The following is a 21,863-nucleotide window of genomic DNA, read 5'->3' as shown; positions in this document are numbered from 1 at the left end:
CAGTGACTTCCCCTTCCAGGCCGGAGCGATCCATGCTCCATCAGGTGATCGACAGGCGGTTGTCGGGCAAGAACAAATCCATCGGCAACCGCGAGCGATTCCTGCGCCGTTATCGCGACCAGATCCGCGATGCGGTGCGCAAGGCGGTCGGCGACCGCAGCATCAGGGACATCGAACAGGGCACGGACATCACCTTGCCCCGCCGCGATGTATCGGAGCCCGTGTTCAACCATGGCTCCGGCGGCATCCGCGAGTCGGTGCATCCCGGCAACCGCGAATACGTCAAGGGTGACCACATCCCGCGGCCGCAGGGCGGCGGCGGCGGTGGTGGCCGCGGCGCCTCGCCCGACGGGCAGAGCGAAGACGACTTCGTCTTCCGCATCAGCCGCGAAGAGTTCATGAACTACTTCTTCGACGACCTGGCGCTGCCCCGGCTGATCCGCACCCAGTTGCTGGCCGATGCGCCGGAGTGGAAGACGCGCCGCGCGGGTTTCGTCTCGGAAGGCAATCCCACCAGCCTGCACGTGGTCCGCTCGATGCGCGTGGCGCTCGGGCGCCGCATCGCGATGGGCAGCGATGCCCGCGCGGAACTGCGCAAGGCCGAAGAACACCTGGCCTTCCTGCAAGGCCGGCCGGAGACGCCTTCGTCCGAGATCGACGCCATCAAGGCCGAGATCGAACAGCTGCGCGCCCGGCTGGCGCGGGTTCCCTTCCTGGACCCGTTTGACCTGCGCTTCCGCCACCGCGTGCGCGAACCGCTGCCCACCAGCAAGGCCGTGATGTTCTGCCTGATGGACGTGTCCGGCTCGATGGACGAGGCGCGCAAGGACCTGGCCAAGCGCTTTTTCATCCTGCTGTATCTATTCCTCACGCGGCACTACGAGCGCACCGACGTCATCTTCATCCGCCACCACACGCAGGCCGCCGAAGTGACGGAGGACGAGTTCTTCCACGCCACCGAAAGCGGCGGCACCGTGGTGTCCAGCGCGCTGGTCCTGATGAACGAGATCATCCGCGAGCGCTACATGGGCAGCGAATGGAACATCTACGGCGCGCAGGCCTCCGACGGCGACAACTGGCAGCAGGATTCGTCCAAGTGCCGCGACCTGCTGGACGGCAAGCTGCTGCCGCTGTGCCGCTACTTCGCGTACGTGCAGGTGGCCGACGAGGACCAGAACCTGTGGGAGGAATACATGCGGGTGCGCGATGCCAACACGAACTTCGCCATGCAGAAGATCGTCACGCCCGCGCAAATCTTCCCGGTGTTCCGCGACCTGTTCAAGAAGAGCCCGGCGGGGGCGGGCGCGGCATGAGCCGTCCTCATGGCACCGCAGCCCGCAGGGCGGAGGTTCTCAGATGAATGGCGACGACGTCCCGGTCAGGGCCAAGCGCCTGCCCAGTCCCTCGGACTGGACCTTCGAGCTGATCGAGGAATATTTCGAGGCGATCAAGAACACTGCCCACAAGTACGGGCTGGACACCTACCCGGTGCAGCTGGAGCTGATTTCCGCGGAGCAGATGCTGGATGCCTATGCCTCCGTCGGCATGCCGGTGAACTACCGCCATTGGTCGTTCGGCAAGCAATTCATCTCCAGCGAGAAGAGCTACCGTCGCGGCCACATGGGGCTGGCCTACGAGATCGTGATCAATTCCGATCCCTGCATCGCCTACCTGATGGAGGAGAACACCATGCCGATGCAGGCGCTGGTCATGGCGCACGCCTGCTTCGGCCACAACTCCTTTTTCAAGGGGAACTACCTGTTCCGGATGTGGACGGACGCCAGTTCCATCATCGACTACCTGGTGTATGCCAAGTCGTACATCGCCGAATGCGAGGAGCGCCACGGGCTGGATGCGGTCGAGGAGGTGCTGGACGCCTGCCACGCGCTCATGAACTACGGCGTGGACCGCTACCGCCGGCCGCAGAAGATCTCCATGATGGAGGAGCAGACGCGCCGCAAGGAGCGCGAGGCCTACCTGCAGCAGCAGGTGAACGACATGTGGCGCACGTTGCCGAAGTCGGCAGGCAAGCAGTCCAAGAAGGAGCATCGGCGATTCCCCGAGGAGCCGCAGGAGAACATTCTGTACTTCATCGAGAAGAATGCGCCCTTGCTGGACCCATGGCAGCGCGAGATCGTGCGCATCGTGCGCAAGATCGCGCAGTACTTCTATCCCCAGCGCCAGACGCAGGTGATGAACGAGGGCTGGGCGACCTTCTGGCACTACACCCTGCTCAACGACATGTACGACCAGGGCCTCCTGACCGAGGGCTACATGATGGAGATCCTGAGCTCGCACACCAACGTGGTGTTCCAGCCTCCGGTCGGCCATCCGGCGTACGGCGGCATCAATCCGTATGCGCTGGGCTTCAACATGTTCAGCGACATCCGGCGCATGTGCGAGAACCCGACGGAGGAGGACCGGCAGTGGTTCCCCGAAGTGGCCGGTTCGGACTGGCGAAAGACGCTGGACTACGCCATGCGGCACTTCAAGGACGAGAGTTTCATCGGGCAGTACCTCTCGCCGAACCTGATGCGCGAACTGCGCCTGTTCGCGGTGGTCGATGACGCCACCCAGAAGGAACTGGAGGTCTCGGCCATCCACGACGAGTTCGGCTACCGCCGGGTGCGCGAGTCACTGTCGCGCCAGCATGACCTCAACTGGCGCGAGCCGAACATCCAGGTCTGGAACGTCAACCTGCGCGGCGACCGTTCACTGACCTTGCGCCACACGCGCCACAACGACCGCCCGCTGGACAACAGCGCGGAGGAGGTCGTCAAGCACGTGGCGCGGCTGTGGGGCTTCCGGGTGCGGCTCGAAAGCGTCGACAGCCACGACCGCGTGCTGCAGCACTGGGAAGTGACGCCAGCGCCGCATCACAACAACAGCTAGATCGGCCAGATCCTCTTGTAACTAGGGCAGCTTCGCCAGCACCTGCTTCATCTCGTCGCGGGTGATCGCGCGCAGGGTCTGGAACTGCACATTGCCTTGGGCGGCGGTCGCCAGGCTGAAAGCGTTGGCTGATGTGTCGTCCTTGGCCTCCAGCAGGATGACGATGTCGTATTGACCTTGCACCCAGTAGATGTCCTTGATCGTCGCCCCGAAGGCCTCGGCGGCCTTGCGCGCCGCGTCGGCGCGGTCGACCGTGCCCTTGATGTTGCGAAGGCCCTGCTCGGTGAACTTCGCCAGCGCGATGAATGTTGGCATGTTGGTCTCCAGGTCTGAGGACAGGAAACGCCGCGGGCGCGGCGATGCCGAAAACTTTAGACCACGCGCACCGAGTTGCAAGCTCAGCAGGCAGCTGATTCTGGGCTGCGCGCGCCGAGAGATGAACCGCGCGCGGCAGCTCAGCGCCTGATCACCAGTTGCGAAGCGCTGTTCTGGGTGCTGTCGTAGGCCATGCCGGGCCCCGCCACGTTCCCGACAGTGAAGACCGTCGACAGGATGCCGGCCATCCACGGGCTCAGGAGCGTGCAGCTGCCGTTGCTCGCCGTGGTGCAGGAAGCGGAACCGCCGGGCGCGAAGCTGCCCGTGACCACAGCGCCGGCCACGCCGGTGCCGGTGTTGACGTTGCGCACCGTGGCCGTCACCTGGGCGCGCCAGGCGGAGCCGGCCTTGATGGATTGCCCGGCGAGCGAGCGCACCGCGACGGCGGCCACCGGCGGCTCGGTGGGGATGCCGGTCGCCATCGAATACAGCAAGCGGTTGGGCGAGCCCGTGTTGAGTGAGGTCAGCCGGCCGGCAGTCGCGTTGACGGCGATGAATTCGCCGACGGCGGCCGGGCTCGCCGACGGGTTGGCCGCCAGCGCAAGCGCCGCGACCCCGGTGACATGCGGCGTGGCCATCGAGGTGCCGCTGATGGTGTTGGTCGCGTTGCCGGCGGTGTTCCAGGCCGAGGTGATGTTCACGCCGGGTGCGAACACGTCCACGCAGCTGCCGTAGTTGGAAAACGACGCGCGCGCGTCCGCATCGGTCGTCGCGCCCACGGTGATGGCGGTCGGCTCGCTCGCCGGCGAGCTGTTGCAGGCGTTGGCGTTCTCGTTGCCGGCGGCCACCACCATGGTCACGCCCTTGGCGACCGCATTGGCCACCGCCGCGTTCACCGCTGCCGAGTTGGCGCCGCCAAGTGACATGTTGGCGACCGCCGGCCGGAGCGTGCTCTTGGCCACCCAGTCGATGCCGGCGATGACGCCGCTCCAGGTACCCGAACCCTGGCAGTTGAGCACCCGTACCGGAATGAGCGACACCTGCTTGGCCACGCCCCAGGTCGTCCCGCCCACCGTGCCGGCCACGTGCGTGCCGTGGCCGTTGCAGTCGTTGGTGCCGTTGGCGTCGGAAACGGAACTGAAACCGGGCAGCAGGCGCCCGGTGAATTCCACGTGGTCCGGGCGGATGCCGGTGTCGATGATGAAGGCGTTGACGCCCGCGCCCGTCCGGCTGTAGTGGTAGACCGTGTCCAGCGGCCGGTCGGCCTGGTCGATCCGGTCCAGCCCCCAGGTGGCAGCGTTCTGCGAACCGGACAGCGACACCGTCTGGTCCTGTTCGATGAAGGCGACCCGGGGATCGTGGCGCAGTTTCTCGACGGCGTTGTCCGACAGCGTGGCTGCAAAGCCCTTGAGCACCGACGAATAGCTGTGATGGCGACGGCCGCCATGGGCGCGAACGGTGCGGTCGGATTCGTCGTCCGGATCCGCCACCGTGTTGTTGAACACCACGATGTATTGCCCGGCGATCGGCTTCGAAGGCCCGAAGCGATGCCCGCTGCGGTTCTCCGGCGGTCCCGGCTGCGCGCTGGCGGTTGCGGCACTCAGCGCCAGGGCGGCGCCGAGCAGCGCGAGGAGGAGACGGGCCTTCGGTTGGGTCATGGTCGATCTCTCAGCGGTGAGCCGGCGCAGATTGCGCCAAAAGTTCACGCTGGAGTATAGGCTTCTTACCGCCGAGCCAAGGCGGTTAAGCCATTGGTGTGACAATTGTCACGAAGTACGGATGACCGAGATGTGTTCGGTGCCGCTTTCGGGCAGCCAGACCTCGCCGGGACGGCCCAGGATCTGCCGCACGTTGATGGCTTCGCGCGGGAAGGCAAAGCGCTCGAACTTCTCGCTGCGCGGGTCGAAGGAGAAGACCGCATTGCCGCCGAAATCGCTGACCCAGACGATGTCGTGCTCGTCGACGTAAACGGCATAGGCCTGCGGGCTGCTGCCCGGCAGTTTCCACTGCCGCCAGCTGCGGGCCCGGGGATCGTGCACCGCCAGCTGGCCGCTGTTCCATTCGCTGACCCAGATGCGGCCATGGCTGTCGCTCCAGACCCGCCGCGCGCCCTGGTTGCGGGTCGGCGGCTCGACGACCGTGGAGTCGCCGGTCTTGCGGTCCACCCGCGCGATGAACGATCCCGCCAATGAACACCACCACACGTCACCGGCAGGGGTGGCGCAGATGCCGTAGGGCCCACGGCCGCGGGGGGCCTGCTTGACGCTCACCTCGCCCGTCTTCGGGGTCACCTTGCCCAGAAAGCCGCCCTGGCCCGTGAACCAGAGGTCGCCGTCGCCGTCGAAGGCGCAGGTGTTGAGGTTCGCGTAAGGCGTGCCTGCGGGCAGCGGGAAGGTCTGCACCTTGCGGTCGGGCCAGCCGACCCTGGCGATCGCGTTCTGTCCGCTGTCGGTGATCCAGGCCGCCTTGTCGGGACCCTGGATCACGCCATGCGGCGACGAACCCGATCCGAGGGCCACCAGCTCGGTGCGACCGCTCTTCGGCTCGAACCAGCCGAGATGCCCGCTGGCCTGCGCCGTGAACCACACACCGCCGTCCGGCGCCGGCGCGACGTCGTGGATGCCGGTGCGCCGTGGTGCCTGCAGCGGCCAGGACTGGGTCCTGGGCTGCGCCTGCAGCAGGCGATGGGGCGCGGCCGCGGCCGCGGCGGTGGCGACAAGAAGGACTCGGCGGGCGACGGGCATGGGCTTGAAAGCGGTGCGCTGGTGATCTTAGTCACTCGCGGGATGTGCATGCGAATTTCGTCGCACAAACCGCCGGGTCAATTTCGCTGTTGAGCTGAGCTCATGCGCAATAAGGTTGCGCCGTCCCCAACCCGTCCTTCCTCCGAGCGCCATGAGAACCTCTTCGCAGATCCCGAGCCGCAGCCACTCCAGGCCTGGCACATCGCGTGGCTTCACGCTGGTCGAACTGATGGCCGTCGTCGCCGTTGCCGCGGTGCTCGCGGGTGCAGCCGTGCCGTCCATGACCGGCTTGATGCGCTGGTCCCGGCTTACTTCGGCCTCCCAAGACCTTTTCGCCGGCTTCACGATGGCACGCAGCGAAGCCATCAAGCGCAACAGCCGGGTGGCCGTGTGCAAGTCGGCCAATGGGGTGTCATGCGCGGCCTCGGGCGGCTGGGAGCAGGGCTGGATCGTGTTCCACGACGCCAACAACAACGGCATGCGAGAGGCCGGTGAGCCGGTCGTCACGCGCGCCCAGGCCTTTCCGGGTGAGCTGCGCGTGAGCGGGAACCTGAATGTCCAGCGCTACGTTTCCTATGCCCCTAACGGCGCCGCCCGGCTGGCCAGCGGCGCCTTCCAGGCCGGCACTATCACCGTGTGCAACGCGTCGGCGGGCGCCACCGATGCGCGCCAGATCGTGCTGAGCTCCTCCGGCCGTCCGCGCGTGCTCAAGACCCGGCTTGCGAACTGCGCCTGAACCCGATCACGAAGGAATCCCCCATGAAGATCAAGCCCGCTCTCCTGGTCCTGTCGTGTGCCGCAGCCTTCACCGCTTTCGCTTCGGCCACGCCGCCCCCCGCCGCTGCCATGCTCGAGGCCATGAAGGTCTCGGCCGCATCCCACAGCTTCGCCTCGGACTTGCAGTTCGCCCACGGCGAGGCGATGCGGCGCAACAGCCCGGTGGTGTTGTGCAAGTCCGTCGATGGCGCATCGTGCGCGAACGCCGGCGCCTGGTCGCAAGGCTGGATAGTGTTCGAGGATGCCAACGGCAACGGCCTGCGCGACGGCCTGGAGGAGTTGATCGTGCGCGTGCCGGCCTTCTCCAGGAGCCTGCGGTTCGCCGGCAGCATGAATGCGGTGCGCGCCATTTCCTTCGGCGCCGGTGGCGGGGTTCAGCTGGCGGGCGCCCGGGCGGCCGAGGCCACCCTGACGATCTGCAGCGATGCGGCGGGGCCGGTGCACGGGCGGCAGCTGACGCTGGCGTCGCGAGGCGCGCTGCGGCTGGAGCAGGGCAGCGCCGGTTGTACCTGAAGCGCTTTAACGGCGGACTTCGTCCACCAGCGTCTTGAACTCGTCGACGTCCTCGAAGCTGCGATAGACGCTGGCAAAGCGCACGTAGGCCACCTTGTCGAGCTTCCGGAGTTCACGCATCACGAGTTCGCCGATGCGGTTGGAGGGAAGCTCGCGCACGCCGAGGTTCAGCAGTTTTTCCTCGATGCGTTCGACCGCGCCGTCGATCTGCTCGGTGCTCACCGGGCGCTTGCGCAGCGCCAGGTTCATGGAGGCGCGCAGCTTCTCACGCTCGTAGTCGATGCGCCGGCCGTCCTTCTTGACCACCGCCGGAAAGCTGACGTCGGGCCGCTCGTAGGTGGTGAAGCGCTTTTCGCAGGCGGCGCACTGCCGCCGGCGGCGCACCCGGTCCCCGTCCTCGGCCACGCGCGTTTCCACCACCTGGGTGTCGTTGTGGCCGCAGAAGGGGCATTTCATGTCGTCAGGCCCGAACGCGCGCCGGACCGCTCCAGGCGCGCGAGCGCCCCCTCGGGGGGCAGAGAGGACACGAAGTGCCGAACGTAGGGGCCGACATCATTTATAGACGGGGAACTCGCGCGTCAGCGCGTTGACCTTCTCGCGCACCTTCGCGATGTTCGCCGGGTCGCGCGGGTTGTCGAGCACGTCGGCGACCAGGTTGGCCGTCATGCGCGCTTCGTTCTCCTTGAAGCCGCGCGTGGTCATCGCCGGCGTGCCGACGCGCACGCCGCTGGTGACCATCGGCTTTTCCGGGTCGTTCGGGATCGCGTTCTTGTTGATGGTCATGTGGGCGTCGCCCAGCACCGCTTCGGCTTCCTTGCCGGTGATGCCCTTGGCGCGCAGGTCCACCAGCATCACGTGGCTTTCGGTGCGGCCGCTCACGATGCGCAGGCCCCGCTCGACCAGCGTCTGCGCCACCACCTGCGCGTTCTTCACGACCTGCTGCTGGTAGGTCTTGAACTCGGGGGCGAGCGCTTCCTTGAACGCCACCGCCTTGGCCGCGATCACGTGCATCAGCGGGCCGCCCTGCAGGCCCGGGAACACGGCGCTGTTGATCGCCTTTTCATGCTCCGGCTTCATCAGGATGAAGCCGCCGCGCGGGCCGCGCAGGCTCTTGTGGGTGGTGGAGGTGACGACGTCGGCGTGCGGCACCGGGTTGGGGTAGACGCCGGCGGCGATCAGGCCGGCGTAGTGGGCCATGTCCACCATGAAGATCGCGCCGATGTCCCGGGCCACCTTGGCGAAACGCTCGAAGTCGATGCGCAGGGCATAGGCGGAGGCGCCGGCCACGATCAGCTTGGGCCGGTGCTCGTGGGCTTTGCGCTCCATGGCGTCGTAGTCGATCGCCTCGTCCTTGTCCAGGCCGTAGCTCACCACGTTGAACCACTTGCCGCTCATGTTCAGCGGCATGCCATGGGTCAGGTGGCCGCCTTCGGCCAGGCTCATGCCCATGATGGTGTCGCCGGGCTTGAGGAAGGCCAGGAAAACGGCTTCGTTGGCCTGCGCGCCGGAGTGCGGTTGCACGTTGGCCGCTTCGGCGCCGAACAGCTGCTTGATGCGCGCCAGCGCGAGCTGCTCGGCCACGTCCACGTTCTCGCAGCCGCCGTAGTAGCGCTTGCCCGGATAGCCTTCGGCGTATTTGTTCGTGAGCTGCGTGCCCTGCGCGGCCATCACGGCGGGCGAGGCGTAGTTCTCGCTCGCGATCAGCTCGATGTGCTCTTCCTGGCGGCGGTTCTCCGCGACGATCGCGGCCCAGAGTTCGGGATCGGTTTGTTCGACAAGGATGTTTCGTTGGTACATGCGGCAGTCCTCCAGACGGTGGCCACTCTGTTCATGGAACAAGGGCTGCCCAGGCGAACGGCTGAACGCCGGAGCCAGCCGGCGGTACGCTTCCCAGTGGTTGCGCGCGGGGTCGCGCGATGGTGTCCACGTCAGCACGGCCACCCGCCCGGGGCGCCGCGCCTATCGCCAGTTGCGTACACCGCAAGTGTAGCGGAGAGCGACGCGCCGATCAGGAATCCAGGGCGGCGACCTTGTCCTCGACTGGAGTCGGCGCCGCCGGCTCGGCAGGCGCGACGGTGCGGATCACCGGCAGGGGGACGCTGCGGCCGGCGGCCACCAGCTTCAGCCGCTCGTGTTCGGCCATCACCTTGTCGGCATAGCCACCGTCATCGCCGGTGTTGGCGGCGCCGACATAGAAGCGCAGTCCCGCCTCCAGCGAGCCGGCGCGCTGTATGCATTCCTGCAGCACCTTCACGCCCACCCGCAGGTTGGTCAGCGGATCGAAGGCGGCCAGCTTGCCGCCGAAGTTCTGGTACTTGTCCTGGTGCACGCCGGTCATGACCTGCATCAGGCCCTGGGCGCCGACGGCGCTTTGGGCGAAAGGATTGAAGCCGGACTCGATCGCCATCACGGCCAGGATCAAGGTGGGATCGAGCTTGCTGCGGGCGCCGATTTCGTAGGCTTCGGCCACCAGCGCACCCACGGGCTCGGGTGCCACGCGATACTTTTTGCTTAGCCAATACGCGAGCGCTGCCTGTTGTTTGGGCAGTTCGCGCGGATCGGCGGCCGTCGCGCGGTCAATCGCGTCGAGCTGGATCGGCATGCCGATGGCGGCCTCCTGCCGCGCCTGCAGCCAGCCTCTGAGCTTGATCTCGCCGGCATCGCGCAGGTCGGGGCGCACCACGGCCAGCACGGCGCAGAAAATCGTGGCCAGGCCCACCAGGGCAAAGCCGTTGTGCGTGATTTCGAAGAAGCCCTGGGCGACGTCGGAGGCGAAACATCGCAGGCCCTGGGCCATCCTTCCTAACGCTGTCATAGCACTTCCTCTCTTGGCGCGGGCCTGCCTCGTGGTGCTGCTTCAGGGCAGCATCACTCCGTCAGGCTCCTCGTTTTGGATTGGTACGCCGTCGAATTGCGGGAGCCTTTCGGGGGCTCGGCACGGCAGTTCGACGTAGCCGGGGTCGGCAGCGGATTCGGGTTGCCACGAACTCAGCGTGGCACGGGCGCATTCTAGGTTGGCTTTAAATAACAGGTCAAGAATATGAACTCGACTTTTTATCCAAGAACCAAGGGGTCGCACCTGCATCGATGGACGGGGCGGGCATGCGCATGCGCGCGTGCTGCGACATTTGCCACGGGCAATCATTCGTCCACGCATCATTGAAAAGCCGCCCTTGAAAACGGCGCGCGCCTGTCCTAACTTGTGAGGACCCGAGGGATCGGGTGCCGGCCGGTAGGGCCACCTCGTGGCAGCCCCGGCCAATTTTGGAAGCAATCCATTGCTTCCGACGCGGATCGGGACGTCAATCTCCCCGTTCGCGAACCCAGGCGGCAAGGACAGCTTGTCAGGCCGCCGAGCCCGGCAGGAGCTTGCAGAGCGCCTGTCCGGGCTTTTTCATGGGGGCATGGGCACTGCTGCCGAACCGGTTGAGCCGCAATCGAGGCGAGAATAGCGGTTTGCCTTCGACGAAGGCGGTCCCTTTCGATTGCACAAGAAGTCTCTCCCGTGACCCCAGCTACCCTGAAAACCAACGACACGCGCGCCCTCGATGCCCTGACCGGTGGCGCTTTTTCCGCGCCCACCTCCGGCGAGCGCACGGCGCGCGTGCGCGAGTGGCTCGCCGCCAATCCGAGCGTGGAGCAGATGCAGGAGGTGTTCCGCGAACTGAGCGCGCGCGACAAGGGCGCGGCCCGGCTGCTGCGCGAAAAGCTCGACGAGATCAAGCGCAACCGCGGACAGGAAGTGATCGCGGCGGAGTGGGCAGAGAAGGCCACCGCCCTGCTGGCGCTGCCCAAACTGAATATCGCCGACGCCATGGCCTGGCAGCGCGACGCCGCCAAGGCCGGCGCGCCCCTGAGCCGCGAACCGCTGGCCTCGGTCAAGACGCAACTGGCCGAGCGCGTGCGCGGCATCGAGGACCTGCAGCATCGGGTGCAGGTGCAACGCGAGGCGGCGGTGCTGCTGGCGCAGCGCATCGAGGTGCTTTCGACCAAATCGTGGCAGGACGCGCAGGCGGCGCTGGACGCTCTGGGCAAGGATGTCCCGGACTGGCAGGGCCAGGCCGAGGCGCTGTTGGCCGATCCGAACTGGCCCAGCGTGGACGGCCGCTTCCCGCCCTTGCTCGAATCCTCGCGCACCCAGTTGCAGGTGGTGTGGGAGTCTTTCCGCAGCGCCGTGGCGCAGGCCCGGGCCGCCGCCGAAGACCCGGCAGCAGCGCTGCCGCCGGTGCCGGTGTGGGCCGACGAACTGCGCGCCGCGCGCGGCGTGCCCGTCGAGGCGGCGCCGGCCAAGGCCGCCAAGCCCAAGGTCGATCCCGAAGTGCGCGAGCGCGCCAGCCACGCGGTGCGCGATGCGCTGGCCAAGCTCGAACAGGAAGTGGCGCAGGGCCACGGCAAGGCCAGTGCGGGCGCGGCGAATGCGCTGCGCAACGCGCTGAAGGAACACGGCAAGCTGGTTGACGACAAACTGGAGAACCAGGCGCACGCCGCGCTGGCCGCTGCCGGCGAACTGGAAGGCTGGCAGCGCTGGCGCGCCGACCAGTTGCGCCAGGAACTGGTGACCAAGGCCGAGGCGCTGTTCGAGCACCCGGCGCCGGTCGAGGGGCAGGAGCCGCAGCCGCCCAAGCCGCGCTATGGCGGGCGCAAGATGCAGGAGCAGTTGCGCGCGTTGCGCGAGCAGTGGAAACAGACCGACCAGGGCGGCGCGCCCAACCACGCGCTGTGGAAGCGCTTCGACGAGGCGTGCAACGAAGCCTACAAGGTGGTGGAAGCCTGGCTCGACAAGGTCAAGGCCGAAGCGGCCGAGCACAAGGCGCAGCGCCTGGCTCTGATCGATGAAGTCAGGGTCTGGGCGGCTGCCAATGCCACGGCCAAGGATGACGACTGGAAGGGCTTCGCCCGCGTGCTGCATCAGTTCGAGAGCCGCTGGCGCGATGCCGGGCACCTGAGCGAAAAGACCTTCGCCGAACTGCAGCCGCGCTGGAAGGAAGCGATCGCCGCGGCCTGGGATCCGCTGGAGGCCGTGCAAAAGCAAAGCCTGGAGCGCCGCCACGCGATGATCGAGGAGGCCAAGGTGCTGGGCGCGGCGCCCCAGATGCGCATCGACGCAGTGAAGTCGCTGCAGCAGCGCTGGCAAGGCGAGGCCCAGGCGATCCCGCTGGACCGCAAGCACGAGCAGAAGCTGTGGGATGCTTTCCGCAAGCCGATCGACGAGGCCTTCAACCGCAAGAGCGAGGAACGCGAGAAGGCGGCCGCGGCGCTGAGCGAGCGCGACCGCGCCGTGCTCGAGGCCTCGAAGGCACTGGAAGCGGCCAACGCCACCGGCGACGCGCCGAAGATCAAGGCGGCGATGACGGCGCTCGAAGCCGCGCTGCGCGGCCAGGCCCAGGCGCAAGCGGCCGCGGCCGCCGCACAGGAAGCGGCGCCGGCCGAATCTGCTGCGCCGGCAGGCACCGCCGAAGCGGCCGCTGAAGGGACCGAGACCACTGAGCCGGCTGAGGCGACTGAAGCCACCGAGGCGGCTGCCGCCGAACCGGCGCCGACGCCCAAGCCGACCCCCAAGCCGGTGATCGCCATGCGCGGGGACGACCGTCCCGGCATGAAGAAGACCGAGCCTGCGCCGGCGCGCGGCAAGTTCGGCGATCGCAAGGGTGGCCCGGGCGGCGGCAAGTTCGGCGACCGCCGCGACGAGCGGGGCCGTTTCGGCGACCGCGGTGACCGCGGCGAGCGCGAGGATCGCGGTCCGCGCCTGGGCGACGTGGCCTTCCGCGCGCAGCGCGACGCGCTGGATCATGCGCAGGCGGCGCTCAAGAAACTGGCGGCCCAGGCCCACGGCGAGGCGCTGACGCAATTGATCACGGCCTGGGAGCAGCGCAATCCGGAGCAGGTGCCCAGCGCGCACGATCTGGGTAAGTCGGTGGGCCCGGCTGGCCGTGCCGCCTGGGTGAAGTCGCTGCAAGGCGCCCCGGCCGGGGACGCCTCGGAAGCGCTGCTGCGCCTGGAGATCGCGGCCGAGACGCCGACGCCGGCCGAGCAACTGGAAGCGCGCCGTGCCCTGCAGCTCAAGCTGCTGACGCGGCGCAACGACCCGTCACCGGCGCAGACCTGGGCCGATGACGCGGCACAGGTGTTCGCCTCGGGTCACGAGGGCTCGAAGTCACGCCGGCTGCAGGCGGCGCTGAAGGTGCTGCTGCGCCGCTGAGCGGCGCCTGCGGGCGGCGATCAGGCGCGGCGGCGCGCGCCGAAGAAGCCATCGAAGAGCGAAGCGAGCGCCGCGTGTTCCGCGGCGAAGCGCTCCGGCGCGACAAAGTAGGCTTCGCACGCCACGGCGAAGAACTCGTCGATGGACTCCGCACCGTAGGGATCGAGCCAGGTCTGCGCGCCGCCGAAGCGCTCGGCGATGATGGCTTGCTCGCGGAAGGCCTCGTACTCGCGCTCCATGAGCTCCAGCCAGGCGCGGCGCGCCGCCGGCGGCAGCGGCGGACAGCCGTCGGCCCGGCCGTCGCGCATGTCGATCTTGTGGATGAATTCGTGGATCACCACGTTGTAGGCCTCGTGCGTGCCTGCGTTCATGCCGGCGGCGTCCCTCCAGCTGAGCATCACCGGGCCGCCGTCCATCGCCTCGCCGGCAATGACCTCGTCCCACTGGTGCACCACGCCGGATTCGTCCATCTCGGTGCGGCGCGCGACCACTTCGTCGGCATGCACCACGATGCCCACGAAGTCGTCATACCAGGACAGGCCCAGGTTCAGCACCGGCAGCACTGCCTGGACCGCGATCGACAGGGCGACTTCGTCGGTGACCACGAAGCCCTTGGCGCCGTGGAACTCCTTGGCAGCGAGCAATTCGCCGGCCATCTGCCGCAGTCGCTCGCGCTCGTCGGCGGGGCGCAGCACCAGGAAGCGGTAGCGCTGGAGCACGGCAACCCAGAGCGCGTCGGGGATGTCACGCGCGGGCGGGCGCCTGCGGAGCCAGCCGAACATCAGAGCAGCTTGATGCGCTGCGCGCCCGCGCTGCCCAACCGCAGCACTTCCTGGCGTGGCGGCTGGGCGCGCAGGTCCCAATCGGTCAGGACGATGCGGCGCCGCCCGACGCCGAGTTCGTGTTCGGCGGGCCGGTGGGTATGCCCGTGGATCATGACCTGCGCATCCGCGGCATCCAGCCAGGCACGCGCCGCATCTTCGTCCACATCGGTGTACTGCCCGTCCTTGCGCGCTTCGCTTTCCGCCCGCATCGCCCGCCCGATCGCCACGCGCTCCTCCAGCGGCCGGGCCAGGAATTCACGCTGCCACTGCGGCGAGCGCACCTGCTCGCGGAAGCGCAGGTAGTCGGTGTCGCCCAGGCACAGCGCGTCGCCATGGGTGAGCAGCCAGCGCGAGCCGGCGAAGGAAAGCACCGTGGGGTCCTGCAGCAGCACGGCGCCGCAGCTGCGCAGCAGGCCGTGGCCGACCAGGAAGTCGCGGTTGCCGTGCATCAGGAACACCGGCACGCGCTGCACCGTGGCCTGGAGCACCGCGGCGCAGTCCGCGGCGAAGCCCGGCTGCTGCGCCAGGTCGTCCCCGACCCAGACCTCGAACAGGTCGCCGAGGATGAACACCGCGTCGGCCGCGGTCGAGGCCATGTAGCCGCGCCAGGCGTCGAAAGTCTCGAGCTCCTGCGCCTGCAGGTGCAGGTCGGAAATGAATTCGACGCTGCGCCAGCGCGGCGGAGCCTGCAGCTCCGTCATGCGCGGCGGCGGCGGGATGTTCACGATGTCAGGCGTCAACCGGCCTTCAGGCCTGGACGGCCTTCAGGATCACGACGTCGTCCTTGGGCACGTCGTCGTGGAACCCCTTGCGGCCGGTCTTCACGCCCTTGATGCGATCGACCACGTCCTTGCCGTCGACCACCTTGCCGAACACCGCGTAGCCCCAGCCCTGCGCGCTGGGCGCGGTGTGGTTGAGGAATTCGTTGTTGGCCACGTTGATGAAGAACTGCGCGGTGGCCGAATGCGGCGCCTGCGTTCGCGCCATCGCCACCGTGTAGTTGTCGTTCTTCAGGCCGTTGTTGGCTTCGTTCTCGATGGCTGCGTCGGTGGGCTTTTGCGTCATGCCGGGTTCGAAGCCGCCGCCCTGGATCATGAAGCCGTCGATCACGCGGTGGAAGATGGTGCCGTCGTAGTGGCCCTTCTTCACGTAGCTGAGGAAGTTCTGGGTGGATTTGGGCGCCTTCGTGGCGTCGAGTTCCAGCGTGATCACGCCGTAGTCCGAGATATGAAGTTCGACCTTGGGATTGCTCATGGCGATGTCCTGGTTACTTGACGAGTGTGGCCGATTTGATGATCACCGGCGTTTGCGGCACGTCGCTCGGGAAGGGGCCCGCCGCCGAGGTGGGCACGGCCTTGATCTTGTCGACAGTGTCCATGCCGCTCACCACCTTGCCGAACGCCACATAGCCTGGCGATTGCGGTGAGGGATCCAGCCGCCGGTTGTCGACGACGTTGATGAAGAACTGCGCCGTCGCGGAATTCGGGTCGCTGGTGCGCGCCATCGCGATGGTGCCGGTGGCGTTCTTGGGGCCGCCCTTTTCCAGCGTTTCGCGGCCTTCGTGCGCCACCGGCGGACGGGTCGGGCGCTGCGCGAATTTGGCGTCGTAACCGCCGCCCTGGATCATGAAGCCATTGATCACGCGGTGAAAGATCGTGCCGTCGTAGTGCTTGTCCTTCACGTACTGGAGGAAGTTCGCCACGGTCTTGGGCGCCTTGTCGGGATAGACCTCGAGCACGATGTCGCCCATGCTGGTTTCGAGCTTGACCTTGGGCGCGTCCTGCGCGGCGGCGATGCCGCAGGACAGCCAGAGGCCGGCGGAAAGGGTGAAGGCCGCGGCGCGGCGGGTGATCGAGCTCAAGCTTGTTTTCCTTGTGATGGGGACAAGGAACGAATGGTAGCCGCAGCCCGCCGGGGCGTGCCGCGGCTGCCCGGCGGCTAGCGCGCCGGCTGTGTCAGCAGCTGCCGCGAGAGGGCGAGTTTGGCCGCGACGGACTTGTTGCCGGCTTCGAGCTGCTGCGCCCGCGCGTAGGACTGGCCGGCCAGCCGCGTGTACACGTCGCCCAGGTTCTCGTGCGCGGTCGCGTAGTCGGGGTTGGCGCGCACCGCGGCCTCGAGCGCGACACGCGCCTTGTCGAAGTCGTTCTGCGCCGCATACAGCACGGCCAGGTTGTTGTACGGCTCCGGCAGTTCGGGATAGTCCTGCGTCAGCTGCGTGTAGGTGGTGATCGCTTCCGCCTTGTTGCCCGATTCGGCCTGCACCACGCCCTTGAGAAAGCGCATCTGCGGATCGCGCGGCTTGGCCACCAGGTACTGGTCGGCCTTGGCCAGCGCCTCCTGGAACTTGCCCGACTTGAGGAGTTGGCTGACGTCGCCATAGTCGTCGGCCCATGCCGCCAGGCAGGCGCATGCGGCGGCCGTGAACAGCGACAGGCGCAGGGCGCGGGCGAGGGCGGAGCGGGTGTGCAACATCCGGGGCAGGGCTATACTGCGCGGGATTGTAGCCGCCGGTCCTGCGCGCGCTGCCCTTCGTGTCCCGTCCCACGGATATTTGGCATTTCGCTGCGCCCCATACCAAGCACTCATGAGCCTGCGCATCTACAACACGCTGTCGCGTGCACTGGAAGATTTTTCCCCGATCGAGCCCGGCCACGTCCGCATGTACCTGTGCGGCATCACCGTGTACGACCTGTGCCACATGGGGCATGCGCGCTGCAACATCGCCTGGGACGTGGTGCAGCGCTGGTTCAAGGCCAGCGGCTACCAGGTCACCTTCGTTCGCAACATCACCGACATCGATGACAAGATCATCCGCCGCGCCGTCGAAAACGGCGAGACGGTGCGCGGCCTGGCCGAGCGCATGACCGGCGAGATGTACCGCGACTTCGACGCCCTGGGCATGGAGCGGCCCACGCACGACCCGCGCGCCACCGACTACGTGCCGCAGATGCTGGACATCGTCAGGCGCCTGGAGGACAACAAGCTGGCCTACCGCGCCGAAGGCGGCGACGTCAACTTCGCGGTGCGGGCGCTGCCCGGCTACGGCAAGCTTTCGGGCAAGTCGCTGGACGAGCTGCACGCCGGCGAGCGCGTCGCCGTGCTGGAGGGCAAGCAGGACCCGCTGGACTTCGTGCTCTGGAAGACCGCCAAGCCCAGCGAGCCGGCGGACGCCAAGTGGGACAGCGAGTTCGGCCCGGGCCGCCCCGGCTGGCACATCGAGTGCTCGGCGATGGCGCGCGCGCTGCTCGGCCAGCCCTTCGACATCCACGCCGGCGGGATGGACCTGCAGTTCCCGCACCACGAGAACGAGATCGCGCAGAGCGAAGGCGCGTTCGGCACGCCGCTGGCGCGCTACTGGATGCACAACGGCTTCCTGAACATCGACAACGAGAAGATGTCCAAGTCGCTGGGCAACTTCTTCACCATCCGCGACGTGCTGCAGAAGTTCGACGCCGAGACGGTGCGTTTCTTCGTGCTGCGCTCCCACTACCGCAGCCCGCTCAACTACAGCGACGTGACCCTGGAGGATGCGCGCGGCGCCCTCAAGCGCCTGTACACCACGCTGGACGCCGTCGCCCCCGCACCCATGGGCCCCATCGACTGGCAGGACCCCTTCGCGGCGCGCTTCAAGGCGGCGATGGACAACGATTTCGCCACGCCGGAAGCGATGGCGGTGTTGTTCGAACTGGCCGCCGAGGTGAACCGCACCAAATCCGCGCAGCTCTCCGGCCTGCTCAAGGCGCTCGGCGGCTGCCTGGGCACGCTGCAGGGCGATCCCAAAGCCTTCCTGCGCGCGGGCGCGACGCTCGACGAGGCGACCATCCGCGACCTGATCGAGCAGCGCGCCGCGGCCAAGAAGGCCCGCGACTTCGCCGCAGCCGACCGCATCCGCGCCGAGCTGCTGGCCCAGGGCGTGGTGCTCAAGGATTCGCCCAGCGGCACCACCTGGGAGGCCGCCTCTTGAGCGTCGACCCCAACCAGGTGGTGCTGGCCACGCCCGCCTACTGGAAGGAGGCCTGCGGCTACCTGGCGAAGAAGGACCGGGTGCTCAAGCGCCTGATCCCGCAGTTCGGCGACGCCTGCCTGCAGTCGCGCGGCGACGCCTTCACCACGCTGGCGCGCAGCATCGTCGGCCAGCAGATCTCGGTGAAGGCGGCGCAGACGGTGTGGGAGCGCTTCGCCAAGCTGCCGCGCAAGGTGTCTCCAGCCAACGTGCTCAAGCTCAAGGTCGACGATATGCAGGCGGCCGGCCTGTCGGCGCGCAAGATCGAGTACCTGGTCGACCTGGCGCTGCATTTCGACTCCGGGGCGATCCACGTCGATGCCTGGCAGCGCATGGGCGACGAGGAAATCATCGCCGAGCTGGTGGGCATTCGCGGCATCGGCCGCTGGACTGCGGAGATGTTCCTCATCTTCCACCTCATGAGGCCCAACGTGCTGCCGCTCGACGATATCGGCCTCATCAACGGCATCAGCCGCAACTATTTTTCCGGCGATCCGGTCAGCCGCAGCGATGCGCGCGAGGTCGCCGCCGCCTGGGATCCATATTGCAGCGTCGCAACTTGGTATATTTGGCGCTCTTTGGATCCCCTGCCGGTGGATTACTGAGCCGGCAGTCCGTGTAGTTCGCAGTAGTAGTACAAGACAAGGAGCAACCTTGGCCAAGAAAACCTTCCTGGATTTCGAGCAGCCGATCGCGGAACTCGAAACCAAGATCGAAGAGCTGCGCTACGTCCAGACGGAGTCGGCGGTCGACATCTCCGAGGAGATCGACCAGCTCTCGAAGAAGAGCCTGCAGCTGACCAAGGACATCTACAGCGACCTCACGCCCTGGCAGATCACCAAGATCGCGCGCCATCCCGAGCGTCCCTACACGCTGGACTACGTCCGGGAAATCTTCACCGACTTCATCGAACTGCACGGTGACCGCCATTTCGCCGACGACCAGTCGATCGTGGGCGGCCTGGCGCGCTTCAACGGCAACGCCTGCCTGCTGATCGGCCACCAGAAGGGGCGCGACACCAAGGAGCGCGGCCTGCGCAACTTCGGCATGAGCCGTCCGGAGGGCTATCGCAAGGCGCTGCGGCTCATGAAGACGGCCGAGAAGTTCAAGCTGCCGGTGTTCACCTTCGTCGACACCCCGGGCGCCTATCCCGGCATCGATGCCGAGGAGCGCTGCCAGTCCGAGGCGATCGGCCGCAACATCTACGAGATGGCGCAGCTGGAAGTGCCGATCATCACCACCATCATCGGCGAGGGTGGCTCAGGCGGGGCGCTGGCCATCGCCGTGGCCGACCAGGTGCTGATGCTGCAGTACTCGGTCTACTCGGTGATCAGCCCGGAAGGCTGCGCGTCCATCCTGTGGAAGACGTCCGAGAAGGCCCAGGATGCGGCCGATGCCATGGGCATCACGGCACACCGCCTGAAGGCGCTGGGCCTGGTGGACAAGATCGTCAACGAGCCGGTGGGCGGTGCGCACCGCGACCACAAGCAGATGGCGGCTTTCCTGAAGCGGGGGCTGAACGACGCCTGGCGCCAGCTGGGCGACCTCAAGACCCGCGAACTGCTCGACCGCCGCTACGAGCGCCTGCAAAGCTACGGGCGCTTCTCGGATACCAAGGCCGAGTCGCGCTGATCCGGCCGGCCGGGCGTGCCGCCCGGCGGTTCACTGGAGTTTGTAGACCAGTTCGGTCTCCACCGTCAGCACTTCGTCGACGGGTTCGAACTTCCAGCCCGACACCGCGTCGACCGTCGCGCGATTGAGCGCTCGGTTGGTGCTGGTCACCACCTTCACCTCGCCGGTGCTGCCATCCGGGCGGATGTCGAACTGCACCTTCACCACGCCGGAGGGACGCTCGCGCAGCAGGGCAGCGGAAAGGCGCGGCTCGTCCGTCTGCACCGGGACGATCTCGCGCCGCGGCGGCGGTGCAGCGGGCGTGGGAGTCAATGCGGCCACCGCGGGCTCGGGAAGCGGCGGCTGTGCGGCCGGTGCGCTGGCCGGCGATGGCGCTGCCTTAGGCGCGGGCCTCGCCGCTGCCGTCGCCTCCGCTGGTGCCGGCGCCGGCGCGCGCCGGGCAGGCTCGGCGGCGGGAGCAGGCGCGGCCGCCGCCGGAGTTGCGGGCTTACGGGCCGGCGCGTTCGCGTTCTGCAGGATGAATCGGTAGGGGCTGAGCGCTGCGCGCCGGGCGGCTTCGCTTGGCGCCTGGTCGGCGGCCGCCGGGGCGGGGGGCGGGCTCTGGGCCAGCGCGGCGCAGGCGCATAGCAGCAACGGTCCCGCAATCGCAACTCCTGCGCGGCGTGCCTTGTGGGTCACCGCGCCGCAGGCGAGTGTATGCATGTGAACTACCTTTTGTTTCGACCCATTCTAGATTTGATGAGCTGGACCCGAACCTCGGGGAAACCGCAGAGGTGTCGCAGCCGCACCAGATAATTCCGCATGGCCCTCCCATTCGATGCCGCGATCGCCGCTTTCGAGCCACCGCTGCCACTGGCGGTGGCCTTGAGCGGGGGCGCGGATTCGACGGCGCTGCTTGTGGCGTCCGCGCGCCGCTGGCCGGGCAACGTGAGCGCGATCCACATCAACCACGGCCTGCAGCCGGCTGCCGCCGATTTCGAGCGGCATTGCGCGGCCTTGTGCGCGCGGCTGGGCGTGCCGCTCCAGGTGAGCCGCGTGCAGGCGCGCCACGCCAGCGGCCAGAGCCCTGAGGATGCCGCCCGCATCGCCCGCTACGAGGCGATCGACGCGGCCGCCCGGGACGGCGCGGCACCGCTCCCACCGCGTTGCGTGGCCCTGGCCCATCACGCCGACGACCAGGTGGAAAGCGTGCTGCTCGCGTTCTCGCGCGGGGCCGGGCTCGCGGGGCTCGCCGGCATGCGGGCGCACTGGGAGCGCGACGGCATCAGCTATTGCCGTCCGCTGCTGCAGGTGGCGGCGGTGGACATCCGCGCCTGGCTGAAGTCAGAGGGCATCGCCTGGATCGAAGACCCGACCAACCTCGACGAGCAGTTCACCCGCAACCGCATCCGCGCGCGGCTGTTGCCGGCGCTGGGCGAGGCGTTTCCGTCGTACCGGGATACCTTCGCGCGCAGCGCGCGGCACGCCGCGCAGGCGCAGGCCCTGCTGGAAGAAGTGGCCGCGCAGGACCTGGCGCTGTGCGGCGTGCCGCCATCGATCCAGGCACTGCGCGCGATGTCGCGCGCGCGCCAGGCCAACCTGCTTCGGCACTGGCTCAAGTCGGCCCACGGCCAGCAGCCCAGCGCGGCGCAGCTCGAGGAACTGCTCGATCAGCTCGCCGCGTGCAGCACCCGCGGGCATGACATCCAGGTGAAGGCGGGTAGCGGCTTCGTGCGCCGGCGGGGCGAGACTTTGGCCTTCGAGGCCTAGGGCCTGTTAGCGCTATGGGAGGGCTCGCGCCGGTGGCTGGCAGGCTGCAGGGCTAGGCGCGGCCGAGGCCGTGTGCTCGTGCACACAACGAGGCCGCAACGACGCCATGCGGCCTGCCAGCCACCGGCCCGAAGGGTGATCCAGGAAACGGGCGCCCTCGGCGTTGCAAATGCTCGCCGGGGCCCCGCCCCGACTGCGCTTTGCGCCTTGATGGC

The 21,863-nt window shown here is 67.8% G+C and carries 21 protein-coding genes and 1 riboswitch; of the genes, 9 read left to right on the top strand and 12 right to left on the bottom strand.

Features of this window, described 5'->3' with window-relative positions; all coding sequences use genetic code 11:
* The first annotated feature begins 32 nt into the window (after positions 1-32).
* Positions 33-1,313: a YeaH/YhbH family protein gene (locus tag UC35_RS01830; RefSeq protein ID WP_061495626.1), complete on the top strand. Its 1,281-nt coding sequence runs from the start codon at positions 33-35 to the stop codon at positions 1,311-1,313.
* A gap of 43 nt (positions 1,314-1,356) precedes the next feature.
* Positions 1,357-2,892 carry a SpoVR family protein gene (locus UC35_RS01825; RefSeq protein ID WP_061495624.1) on the top strand — a complete coding sequence of 512 codons (1,536 nt, stop codon included), beginning with the start codon at positions 1,357-1,359 and terminating at the stop codon, positions 2,890-2,892.
* A gap of 21 nt (positions 2,893-2,913) precedes the next feature.
* Here UC35_RS01825 and UC35_RS01820 read toward each other — a convergent pair whose 3' ends face one another.
* The 3 genes from UC35_RS01820 to UC35_RS01810 all read right to left on the bottom strand — a co-directional run bounded on the left by UC35_RS01820 (position 2,914) and on the right by UC35_RS01810 (position 5,951).
* Positions 2,914-3,207, bottom strand: a complete 294-nt coding sequence (locus UC35_RS01820) for a GYD domain-containing protein (protein WP_061495623.1) — start codon at positions 3,205-3,207, stop codon at positions 2,914-2,916.
* A gap of 140 nt (positions 3,208-3,347) precedes the next feature.
* The gene (locus UC35_RS01815; RefSeq protein WP_082792533.1) at positions 3,348-4,865 is read right to left on the bottom strand and encodes a S8 family peptidase; all 1,518 of its coding nucleotides are present in this window, start codon (positions 4,863-4,865) and stop codon (positions 3,348-3,350) included.
* Positions 4,866-4,973: 108 nt separating this feature from the next.
* Positions 4,974-5,951 (bottom strand): hypothetical protein, encoded by a 978-nt coding sequence (locus UC35_RS01810; protein WP_061495621.1) that lies wholly within the window; start codon positions 5,949-5,951, stop codon positions 4,974-4,976.
* A gap of 151 nt (positions 5,952-6,102) precedes the next feature.
* On the opposite strand from UC35_RS01810, the gene UC35_RS01805 reads away from it, so the two are divergent.
* Both UC35_RS01805 and UC35_RS01800 read left to right on the top strand, forming a co-directional pair.
* Complete coding sequence (locus UC35_RS01805; RefSeq protein WP_061495619.1) at positions 6,103-6,687, top strand: GspH/FimT family pseudopilin; 585 nt, start codon at positions 6,103-6,105, stop codon at positions 6,685-6,687.
* A gap of 23 nt (positions 6,688-6,710) precedes the next feature.
* A complete protein-coding gene (locus UC35_RS01800) occupies positions 6,711-7,241 on the top strand; it encodes a GspH/FimT family protein (RefSeq protein ID WP_061495617.1) in 531 nt (176 codons plus the stop codon).
* 6 nt (positions 7,242-7,247) lie between these two features.
* Here the strand turns inward: UC35_RS01800 and nrdR are convergent, their stop codons facing one another.
* The 3 genes from nrdR to UC35_RS01785 form a co-directional block, all read right to left on the bottom strand.
* Complete coding sequence (gene nrdR / locus UC35_RS01795) at positions 7,248-7,697, bottom strand: transcriptional regulator NrdR (protein ID WP_061495615.1); 450 nt, start codon at positions 7,695-7,697, stop codon at positions 7,248-7,250.
* 96 nt (positions 7,698-7,793) lie between these two features.
* Positions 7,794-9,038 (bottom strand): serine hydroxymethyltransferase, encoded by a 1,245-nt coding sequence (gene glyA, locus UC35_RS01790; protein ID WP_061495614.1) that lies wholly within the window; start codon positions 9,036-9,038, stop codon positions 7,794-7,796.
* Between the two features lie 40 nt (positions 9,039-9,078).
* Positions 9,079-9,224, bottom strand: a riboswitch (ZMP/ZTP riboswitch).
* Between the two features lie 25 nt (positions 9,225-9,249).
* Positions 9,250-10,056, bottom strand: coding sequence for a transglycosylase SLT domain-containing protein (locus tag UC35_RS01785; protein ID WP_061495612.1), 807 nt, complete (start codon positions 10,054-10,056; stop codon positions 9,250-9,252).
* Between the two features lie 690 nt (positions 10,057-10,746).
* On the opposite strand from UC35_RS01785, the gene UC35_RS01780 reads away from it, so the two are divergent.
* The gene (locus UC35_RS01780; protein WP_227820429.1) at positions 10,747-13,440 is read left to right on the top strand and encodes a DUF349 domain-containing protein; all 2,694 of its coding nucleotides are present in this window, start codon (positions 10,747-10,749) and stop codon (positions 13,438-13,440) included.
* Positions 13,441-13,460: 20 nt separating this feature from the next.
* On the opposite strand, the gene UC35_RS01775 is transcribed toward UC35_RS01780, so the two are convergent.
* From UC35_RS01775 to UC35_RS01755, 5 genes are all read right to left on the bottom strand, one after another.
* On the bottom strand, positions 13,461-14,222 hold the full coding sequence (locus UC35_RS01775) for a zinc-dependent peptidase (RefSeq protein ID WP_061495608.1): 762 nt from the start codon (positions 14,220-14,222) through the stop codon (positions 13,461-13,463).
* Entirely contained in the window at positions 14,222-14,965 is a 744-nt protein-coding gene (locus tag UC35_RS01770) for a UDP-2,3-diacylglucosamine diphosphatase (RefSeq protein ID WP_061503630.1), read from the bottom strand. The genes UC35_RS01775 and UC35_RS01770 overlap by 1 nt, the downstream gene beginning before the upstream one ends.
* Positions 14,966-15,011: 46 nt before the next feature.
* The gene (locus UC35_RS01765) at positions 15,012-15,518 is read right to left on the bottom strand and encodes a peptidylprolyl isomerase (RefSeq protein WP_061495606.1); all 507 of its coding nucleotides are present in this window, start codon (positions 15,516-15,518) and stop codon (positions 15,012-15,014) included.
* Positions 15,519-15,531: 13 nt separating this feature from the next.
* Positions 15,532-16,116, bottom strand: a complete 585-nt coding sequence (locus UC35_RS01760) for a peptidylprolyl isomerase (protein WP_061503629.1) — start codon at positions 16,114-16,116, stop codon at positions 15,532-15,534.
* 86 nt (positions 16,117-16,202) lie between these two features.
* The gene (locus UC35_RS01755; protein WP_061495604.1) at positions 16,203-16,736 is read right to left on the bottom strand and encodes a tetratricopeptide repeat protein; all 534 of its coding nucleotides are present in this window, start codon (positions 16,734-16,736) and stop codon (positions 16,203-16,205) included.
* Positions 16,737-16,848: 112 nt separating this feature from the next.
* Here UC35_RS01755 and cysS point away from each other — a divergent pair, with 112 nt between their 5' ends.
* Genes cysS through UC35_RS01740 form a run of 3 tightly spaced genes read left to right on the top strand, consistent with a single transcriptional unit; the run spans position 16,849 to position 19,899 of the window.
* Positions 16,849-18,228, top strand: a complete 1,380-nt coding sequence (gene cysS, locus UC35_RS01750; RefSeq protein WP_061495602.1) for a cysteine--tRNA ligase — start codon at positions 16,849-16,851, stop codon at positions 18,226-18,228.
* Positions 18,225-18,872: a DNA-3-methyladenine glycosylase family protein gene (locus tag UC35_RS01745; RefSeq protein ID WP_061495600.1), complete on the top strand. Its 648-nt coding sequence runs from the start codon at positions 18,225-18,227 to the stop codon at positions 18,870-18,872. Before cysS ends, UC35_RS01745 begins: the two co-directional genes overlap by 4 nt.
* A 49-nt stretch (positions 18,873-18,921) precedes the next feature.
* On the top strand, positions 18,922-19,899 hold the full coding sequence (locus UC35_RS01740; protein WP_061495598.1) for an acetyl-CoA carboxylase carboxyltransferase subunit alpha: 978 nt from the start codon (positions 18,922-18,924) through the stop codon (positions 19,897-19,899).
* A gap of 30 nt (positions 19,900-19,929) precedes the next feature.
* Here the strand turns inward: UC35_RS01740 and UC35_RS23395 are convergent, their stop codons facing one another.
* Entirely contained in the window at positions 19,930-20,601 is a 672-nt protein-coding gene (locus UC35_RS23395) for a TonB family protein (protein WP_145979306.1), read from the bottom strand.
* A 99-nt stretch (positions 20,602-20,700) separates the two neighbouring features.
* On the opposite strand from UC35_RS23395, the gene tilS reads away from it, so the two are divergent.
* Positions 20,701-21,648, top strand: a complete 948-nt coding sequence (gene tilS / locus UC35_RS01730; RefSeq protein WP_061495594.1) for a tRNA lysidine(34) synthetase TilS — start codon at positions 20,701-20,703, stop codon at positions 21,646-21,648.
* The last annotated feature ends 215 nt before the right edge of the window (positions 21,649-21,863 follow it).

This window comes from Ramlibacter tataouinensis (genome assembly GCF_001580455.1).
GTDB lineage: Bacteria > Pseudomonadota > Gammaproteobacteria > Burkholderiales > Burkholderiaceae_C > Ramlibacter > Ramlibacter tataouinensis_B.
The sequence above is the reverse complement of the archived record's forward strand: the minus strand, read 5'-3'. Positions and strand labels throughout refer to the sequence as shown.